This window comes from Allobaculum sp. (assembly GCF_047010065.1).
GTDB classification, from domain to species: Bacteria; Bacillota_I; Bacilli_A; order Erysipelotrichales; family Erysipelotrichaceae; genus Allobaculum; species Allobaculum fili.
This window is the reverse complement of record NZ_JBKXLD010000118.1, coordinates 1-6,483: the sequence shown is the minus strand read 5'-3', so window position 1 is coordinate 6,483 and position 6,483 is coordinate 1. Positions and strand designations below refer to the sequence as shown.

Below are 6,483 nucleotides of genomic sequence, written 5' to 3'. Positions count from 1 at the left end.
TCTCCGGCAAAACCGAGTGGACAATTGCCAATGCGGATGGTTCTACGCCGGTAGCGCTGAACATTGAACAGGCCAAAGACAGCCGCTGTGCCATTAAGGATCTGAAGGTCAATGATGAAGCCTTCAGCGCCAACAGCGTCATGACCTGGACAGGGTCCAATACGATGACGATCTCGGCTGCAAGCGACGATACAGCTTCCCTTTCGCTGTACAGCGCCCTCAATCCGGCTGCGCTCGCAACGGCACAAGCGGGCCAAACTCTCTCGGCCAGCGTTACGCTCAAAACCGGCATGAACTCCTTTATCGTGGCCAGCCATGCCGAAGACGGCATCAACCTGGACAAGAAACTTGTTCATATTCTTTACGCACCCGATACGACTGCACAGGTAACGTCCGTGAAACTGGGCGATGCCGTTCTTTCCAAAGAAGAACCGAATGTCGTTTCCGATGAAAGCACAGCGGTACTGAGCGCCGCGTATATGGGCGCAGGCCGTCAGGCGTATCTCAACGGAAAAGAACTCGCCTTCGATGCGCAGGGTCATTCGCTGCTTGGCGAGATCAAGCCGGGCGTCAATGAGCTGATCGTCAAAGTGCTTGCCGCTGACGGCATTTCCAGAGCCGTGGAAAGGTATACACTGTACGCCTCCGATCCCGCTAACGCCGATCTGTACGCGCTGAGCGTGGACGGCAAAACCGTCTCTGATCCAATGGCCGAAACGTATGCCCAGACGATTTCCAAATCGAACTTTGAAGTCCGTGCGCAGGCGATGGATCCCGATGCGACCGTCATTCTCGATGACGGAGTAAGCCGTATAATCGGTACCGGATCAGCAAGTCTGAACGTTTCTCTCTTTGAAAACAGCCATCAGGTCAAAGTGTTCGTGCTTTCCAAAGACGGAACCGAAAGTCATTCTTCAACGATGGACTTTAAAATGGCCGCCTATCTGTCCGATCTGACCTGGTCCGAAAATTCGACCGTCGGCTACGACACGATTCAAAAGGACAAGGCTTCAAGCGGAGCTGCCATTACCCTTTGCGATGAAGAGCAGAACGGCAGAAAATACGAAAAAGGCATCGGATCGCACGTCAACACAAACATCATCTTCAATATCCCGGCCAATACGTATTCCGCACTCAGGGGAGCCGTCGGCGTCGACTACACGAAGCACAATTCGATTTACGCCAATATCACCTTTAAGATTCTTACCGGCTCGAAGGAAGCCTTCAATTCGGGTTCCATGACCGGTACCACACCGCTTAAAGAATTCAGCGTACCGCTCGATGGCGTTACCCAGATCACGCTCAATGCCACGCAGCCGTCCAACAACTGGGACGGTCACGCGGACTTTGCGGACTGCAAGCTCGAAATGACCATGCCGCAGATGCAGGCAACGAACCTCGATCTCACTATGCTCACCGCAGAAATCGAAACCTTTCCAAACGTTCGCCTCGATTCGGTCGACGCGGCGAAGAAAGCCGCCTGGATCACCGCAATTGAAACCGGATCCGCGCTGAAAAAAGATGTACTGAGCAATGCCCAGAACACCGTAACCCAGCTGCAGATCGACAATGCGGCCGCAGCCATCCGCAATGCGCGTCTGGCCATGCTCGGCGAAACGCCGGCTGTCCTGGACTACACTCAGCTCAATCTGCTGATCAAAACGGCTGAAACGATTGATCTGAATGAAGTAACGGATGCATCCAAAGGCACGTTCGCGCAGGATCTTGCCAGTGCTAAAGCCCTTGTCAACAAGGCGCTCGATCAGGCGCACATCAACGCACAGGCCAAAGCCCTTCATGCGTCCCTGCTTGCCCTTCGCTTTACACCCGACTCCAAAAAGCTGGACGGCCTGAAGTAAGCCGATTGAAAACAGATAAAGCTGATGACTGGATCGCAGATCCCTGCGTCCCAGACCTGTCTTTTTCTGATGGCGAAGTAAAGTCTCCATTCGGAACAAAAAAATGAAGCAGAGTCCATGCCTCTTGGAATTATCCAAGGCGGACTCTGCTTTTCTTATGCGATCGTTTCTTTACAGCTGAAAAAACACATCATGAGGATGGCGAGATTTTCCCGCCAGAGGAAAGACGAATTGACATTCAAACCCGCTTATCTTTCTCTTTCGTTATGGAAGAAGACTCTCTTTTGGATAGTGATAGGATAGGAAAAAATATTGTGGAGAAGCTATGAGAAATTACTGGAAAATTCTTTCGATTGTCCTGATCGTGCTGATCGTCCTTGGCCTTGTGCTTGCGATGGGCTTTAAATGGCTGCAGACGCGCCGTGCCGTTCCTGCAGACTATTCAAGCACAGGTCGAAGGCGTCATTGAATCCAAATACATGAAAAATGGCCCGTATGCGGTGAAAAAGCAGGAAGATCACGCCCTGCAGAACTTTTCAAAATACGAAATTTTCTATCCCGCAGAACTGGAAACGAGCGATCGTACCTGGCCGGTTGTCGTTCTTTGTAACGGGACGGGCGTACCGCTTTCCCGTTATGCGGCGATCGCGCAACATTACGCCTCCTGGGGATTTATCGTCATCGGCAGCGAAGAAGCGTATTCGTGGAATGGATGTAGCGCTGAAATGGCCCTGCGTCATCTGGAGCGGCTGGACGAAAACGAAAAGATCGGCGATCAGAACAGCGTCTTTTATCACAAAGTCGATTTCGACCGGATCGGCGCGGTCGGTCATTCCCAGGGCGGTGTCGGCGCCATGAATGCGGCGAGCGTTCAGCCTCATCATGACGTTTTCAAAACGATCGTCGCGCTTTCGCCGACCAATCTGGAACTGGCGGAAAATCTCGAATGGGCGTACGATCCATCTCTGGTTCCTATTCCGACTCTGCTCATCAGCGGTGCAGGCGGAGGCGATGATCCTGTCGTAAACAAGGAGCAGCTTGAAGAAATTTATGCAAAACTTCCCGGACAGAAAGTCATGATGCGCCGTGTCGATACGCCGCACGGGGACATCCTGTATAAAGCGGACGGATACGTCACCGCCTGGCTGATGGCGCAGCTGCAGGACGATCTGGACGCCGCAAAGGCGTTTGCCGGGGAAAAAACGGAAATTCTTTCGAATTCTCTCTATCAGGATCAGAAACTGGACATGGAAAAGGCTGCACAGTAAAAAAGCCGTCCGGTTGCGATACAGAAATCGCCCTCTCTGAAACTTTGGATCGAACGATTTCACACCACGAAAAAGACGATAAACGCACGAAGGGAAGCCCAGAAGGACTTCCCTTTTTTAACGGCATAAATTCATGAAAATGCCGGACTCATTTATAGCTGGAATTGTGACGGAAATAGAGCCACGCAAACAGGCAGAGAAGAATCGAAATGAGCAGCGGTACCCAGGCCATCGGCCAGGGCAGGCCTGTAACATTCATGCCGTAAAAGCCGTAGACCATATTCGGGATGGACAGGACGAGCGTGATCACGGTCAGCCGCTTCATGATGATGTTCATGTTGTTGTTGATGACGTTGGTAAAGCCGTCCGCGCTGCGATCCATGACATCCGAGTAAATCTCGCACATTTCAATGCCCTGCTTAACCTCGATCAGAACATCATCGAGAAGGCCGCGATCGGATTCATACATCGGAATCTGTCGCGATCGAAGAATGCGCCGCAGCGTCTGCTCGAGCGCTTTTAAGGATGTCGAAAAATAGATCAGACTCTTTTCAAGAACGAGCATGTCGATCAGATTCGAATTACTCATGTGCTTATACAGCTTCTGTTCCGTCTGGTTGCTGAAGCGGTCGATCAGACGCAGCGCGCTTAAATACTCCTGTGAAATCAGAAGGATGAGCTGCAGAAGAAACCGCGTTTTATAACGGGTATCGAGATCTTTCACCTTTCCCTGAATCAGGGATTCAATCGTCGAGTTTTCCCGCGTCGAAATCGTCATGATCATTTTGTCGAGCAGGACGACGCCCATCGGCAGCGTGATATACGTTTCAATGCTTTTGCGTGTCGTCTGATCCTTTTCGGGATAGTCAATAATGACCAGCGTCTGATTGTCGTCTTCAGAACGGTCGATATAGGACGATTCTTCTTCATCTAAAGCCGCGCGCAAAAACTCCGGAAGAATAAGGAACTCATCCAGAAGGCGCTGTTTTTCTACTTGAGTCGGGCTCACTACGCTGATCCAGCATCCGCGAACCGGCTGATCGATTTCTTCCAGCGTTCCGGATCCTGACGTTTTAAAATACTGAATCATTTTCTCATCTCGCTTCTTTCTTATCCCCTATACAAAGCCGCAGTACGAACCTGCAAATGATTACGCTCTGTTCTTTTATCTTAGCGAGAGGAATTCGTATACTCGTTTTCAACACTCAGAAATCCGAATTCCGGAAGGTTTTCAAAACGCGGCTCAGGTACCGTACACGAGTCGGACTGGCTGTTCTTTCCAGAATGAAAAACGAGCCCGGACCGACTGGGTCTGAGCTCGCTGTTTTTCGGGTGGAAAGCAGGAATCTTCCGAAAAGAACGGAAATTCTGGGAAAGCTTACCTGGCGTCGAACGCTTTGCCTTCAGCTTTCCATCCGTTATTGGAAAGGAAGCTGTATTCGTTCTGATCGGTGGTGAAATGGTGTGCGCCGGTTCTTGCGTTCGGGTTATACAGACGATATACGTTCTGGAACGCGTCGCTGGCCTGCGGAGCACTCCAGATTACGCCTTCGTTTCTCCAGCCGACGGAAACGAGGAACCTGGCTTCATTCTGATCGACCGTGTAATGATGGTCGCCGACATTCGGGTTGTAGAGACGGTATACTTCGGTGAGATTTTCGCCTTCCGCATTTCTCCAGGCAACCCCTTCATACGTCCAGCCGACGCGGGAAAGGAACGCGGTTTCGTTGGCGCTCTTCGTATAGAGGTGTTCGCCGGAGTTTGGATTGTATACGCGGTAAACCGGCGTTTCAATGAAGTTATCCCCCGTGCCGTCTTCGTTTTCTAAAGCATGGTCCGCATAATCGAGAACGGACAGCGTCATCGCCACACCGCCGCCGATTCCGGACTGTTCACCGGTGATCCGATCTTCGTAGCTGTAGCCGTATACGCCTACGGCTTCATCGCGGCGATTGAGCATTGGCGAACCGCTCTGTCCGCCGCTGGCGGATGTGTCATGTTCCAGGAACGGGCCGTCCATGTACGAATAGGTTCCCCAGTCTTCATACTGGTTTGTCTCATTGGAAACGCCTCGAACTTCTGCAGGATAGCCGGACACGTGAACGGGACCGGTTCCCGATGGGGAATTCAAACGGATAAAGGATCCGTCGGTCAGCGGCGAAGGAAACTGCACGAGCGCAAAATCGTAAATGAAGGAGTCTTCTTCACTCGTGGACGGATCCTGATACAGCGCGGGCATCGAATAGCGGGAGACTTCCTCGTCAGAATCGTAGCGGGCGAACGGATAAAAGTCTCCATTGACCGCCGGCTCCACAACCAGACGGGTTACAATACCATAGCCGCCTTCTTCCGGTCGGGCAAACAGGCAATGGGCGCATGTCATCATTTCGGTCGGGGAAACCATGTAGCCGCTGCCCACAAAGTATTCTTCTTCGCCATAGGCGTTTTCAAAGGTCATGTACAGCTTGCAGATGGCATTGTACGGAAACTGTGTCGTATCGCTGACTGTCGTGCGGTCATCGACCCAGCTGGCTTTTTTGCGTTCGGAAAGCGGGAGCCGTTCGAGCAGAATGTCACTGCCCTCGCGGGTTTCCTTTTCAAACGTTTTCGGGCGAATAAACTCGAAGGTGTTTTTCGTTCTGGCACGGCGGCTGGAGTCAATCTGGTTCACCGTTTCTGCCGGACGCGTATCCACGTCGGATTCTGCAGCCAGAATTGGAGCTGCCGGCAGCAGGGCGCAAAGCGATGCGCTCAATACAGCGCTCAGAGTTTTACTGCGTTTCATCTCTTTTTCTCCTGTTCATAATTTTGCTTCTCAGAAAGGCGGCAGGATTGCCCTCCTGCCTTCTTTCCCCAAATCCAAAGCTGTGACAAATACAAATCCAAATCGTACGTTCGAATCGAAAAAGAACGCAAGCCGTCTGGTTCAGTCTGTCGGTGTATTTATATAGATTCGGTATAAGTTATGGCCATGGTAACACTAATGGAACAACTTTTTCACAATCCCTGGGAAATCTGATGAAATGAGACAAAAACTGAATCGGAAGGTTCAAATGCATCCATTCGTTTTTATTTTTCACATCATGAATATTTGTTTATTCGCGCAGATCCAGAATCATTTTTTCGAGAGCCCTGGCGGCCTGACTCATCGGGACATCCCGGTTTCTGGCCAGATAAATGGAGCGCGGCGGAATCGTTTCGACCAGCGAGAGCGTACAGAGATCTCCCGTCCGTGCCTCTTCGCTAAGAAATTCCTGCGGCACAAAGCCGACGCCAAGATGATTGCGCACCACCGGCAAAATCTGATCGGTTGCCGCCACTTCAATATCGGGATTCAGATGCAGATCGTATTGGGC

6 protein-coding genes are annotated in these 6,483 nt (G+C 51.4%); 3 read left to right on the top strand and 3 right to left on the bottom strand.

Annotated elements, in window-relative coordinates; translation table 11 throughout:
* The 3 genes from ACLUYS_RS08975 to ACLUYS_RS08965 form a co-directional block, all read left to right on the top strand.
* Positions 1-1,859 (top strand): NPCBM/NEW2 domain-containing protein (locus ACLUYS_RS08975; RefSeq protein WP_412659651.1); only part of this gene is annotated, 1,859 nt, incomplete at its 5' end.
* A gap of 325 nt (positions 1,860-2,184) precedes the next feature.
* Positions 2,185-2,328: a hypothetical protein gene (locus ACLUYS_RS08970; RefSeq protein WP_288339222.1), complete on the top strand. Its 144-nt coding sequence runs from the start codon at positions 2,185-2,187 to the stop codon at positions 2,326-2,328.
* A gap of 10 nt (positions 2,329-2,338) precedes the next feature.
* Positions 2,339-3,127: an alpha/beta hydrolase gene (locus ACLUYS_RS08965; protein WP_230267854.1), complete on the top strand. Its 789-nt coding sequence runs from the start codon at positions 2,339-2,341 to the stop codon at positions 3,125-3,127.
* Between the two features lie 148 nt (positions 3,128-3,275).
* On the opposite strand, the gene ACLUYS_RS08960 is transcribed toward ACLUYS_RS08965, so the two are convergent.
* The 3 genes from ACLUYS_RS08960 to ACLUYS_RS08950 all read right to left on the bottom strand — a co-directional run.
* Positions 3,276-4,217 carry a magnesium transporter CorA family protein gene (locus ACLUYS_RS08960; RefSeq protein WP_230267853.1) on the bottom strand — a complete coding sequence of 314 codons (942 nt, stop codon included), beginning with the start codon at positions 4,215-4,217 and terminating at the stop codon, positions 3,276-3,278.
* A 288-nt stretch (positions 4,218-4,505) separates the two neighbouring features.
* Positions 4,506-5,912, bottom strand: a complete 1,407-nt coding sequence (locus ACLUYS_RS08955; RefSeq protein WP_412659650.1) for a trypsin-like peptidase domain-containing protein — start codon at positions 5,910-5,912, stop codon at positions 4,506-4,508.
* Between the two features lie 310 nt (positions 5,913-6,222).
* On the bottom strand, positions 6,223-6,483 hold a 261-nt coding region (locus ACLUYS_RS08950; RefSeq protein WP_412659649.1), incomplete at its 5' end, for a LysR family transcriptional regulator substrate-binding protein.